This window comes from Thiolapillus sp. (assembly GCF_048562965.1).
GTDB lineage: Bacteria > Pseudomonadota > Gammaproteobacteria > Chromatiales > Chromatiaceae > Thiolapillus > Thiolapillus brandeum_A.
The window spans coordinates 1-969 of record NZ_JBHNMF010001035.1 but is presented as its reverse complement, the minus strand read 5'-3'; the positions used below and the strand labels follow the sequence as shown (position 1 = coordinate 969).

Genomic DNA, 969 nt, shown 5'->3' with positions numbered 1-969 from the left:
CCCAATACAGCAGCTTGATCTTGTCCCGCCGCCGGTTGGTGAAGGCATACAGCGCCCCTTCGAAAGGGTTGTGGCCCAGCTCCTGCTCGACGATCGCGGCCAGGCCCCGGAAGCTCTTGCGGAAATCCACCGGCTCCCGATACAGGTAGATCTGCGGCATCCGGGGATGGGGACGCAACCGGTACTTCATGCCAGCATCCCCAGCAGATCACGCACCAGACCCAGGTTGTTTGCTTCGATGCCGCGGATCTCCAGGCCGTTGGGCAGGCTCAGGGTCAGGCCGGTGGGCTGTACCGTGGCCGGGATCACCGGCACAAAGCCCGCCCCCTTCTTCTTTGTTGCCGGTTCGGCGGCCCGGCGCAGCTTGCGGACCCAGTAGCCAAAGGTACTATACCGCAGCTCCTGCTGTTCACAGTAGGCTTTCTGCGTCAGGCCAGATTGTTGCCAGGCCGCAATGTGTGACTGCCAGAATGACGCGCCTTCGGTGGCATTAGACATGTCCATCGATTTCTCCTGTGTCGTGAAATTTCAGGAGAAAGTCTGCACGGGGTCAGGTCGGGAAAACAGGTGTGGATTCTTGGGCGCTTACGAAAAACACATAACAATTCAGAGGACCTCACTCATTTTGTTGATATATACCCTAACCCTGAAGATGGTCGTGATGCGATTGATTATGTTCACCTACTACCAAGTAACTTACAGCTCATATATCACGAAACAATTAAATCAATTAATTCCGGCCTAGCTGTATTAACTGGCATGGGGATTAGGGCGATTGTAGAAACCGTATGTAAAGACAAAAACGCTAACGAAAAAGATCTGTATGAAAAGATTAATGGTCTGGAAAAACAAGGTGTACTTACAAAAAAAGACGCAGATATTTTGCATAAACTAATTCTACTTTGTCATATTCCAAATTGCATAAATGGCAGGGCGAGGATATAATGCAACATATTGTTTTGAAAGGAT

Annotated in this window: 3 protein-coding genes; 1 reads left to right on the top strand and 2 read right to left on the bottom strand. The window is 50.8% G+C overall.

From position 1 onward, the window contains the following. The coding region (gene tnpB / locus ACOCD2_RS22095) for an IS66 family insertion sequence element accessory protein TnpB (RefSeq protein ID WP_419586843.1) at nucleotides 1–190 on the bottom strand (190 nt) is incomplete at its 3' end. Further along, the gene (gene tnpA / locus ACOCD2_RS22090) at nucleotides 187–504 is read right to left on the bottom strand and encodes an IS66 family insertion sequence element accessory protein TnpA (protein WP_294053659.1); all 318 of its coding nucleotides are present in this window, start codon (nucleotides 502–504) and stop codon (nucleotides 187–189) included. The genes tnpA and tnpB, both read right to left, overlap by 4 nt. A gap of 63 nt (nucleotides 505–567) precedes the next feature. Here tnpA and ACOCD2_RS22085 point away from each other — a divergent pair, with 63 nt between their 5' ends. Next, complete coding sequence (locus ACOCD2_RS22085; protein ID WP_293675614.1) at nucleotides 568–945, top strand: DUF4145 domain-containing protein; 378 nt, start codon at nucleotides 568–570, stop codon at nucleotides 943–945. Nucleotides 946–969 lie beyond the last annotated feature (24 nt).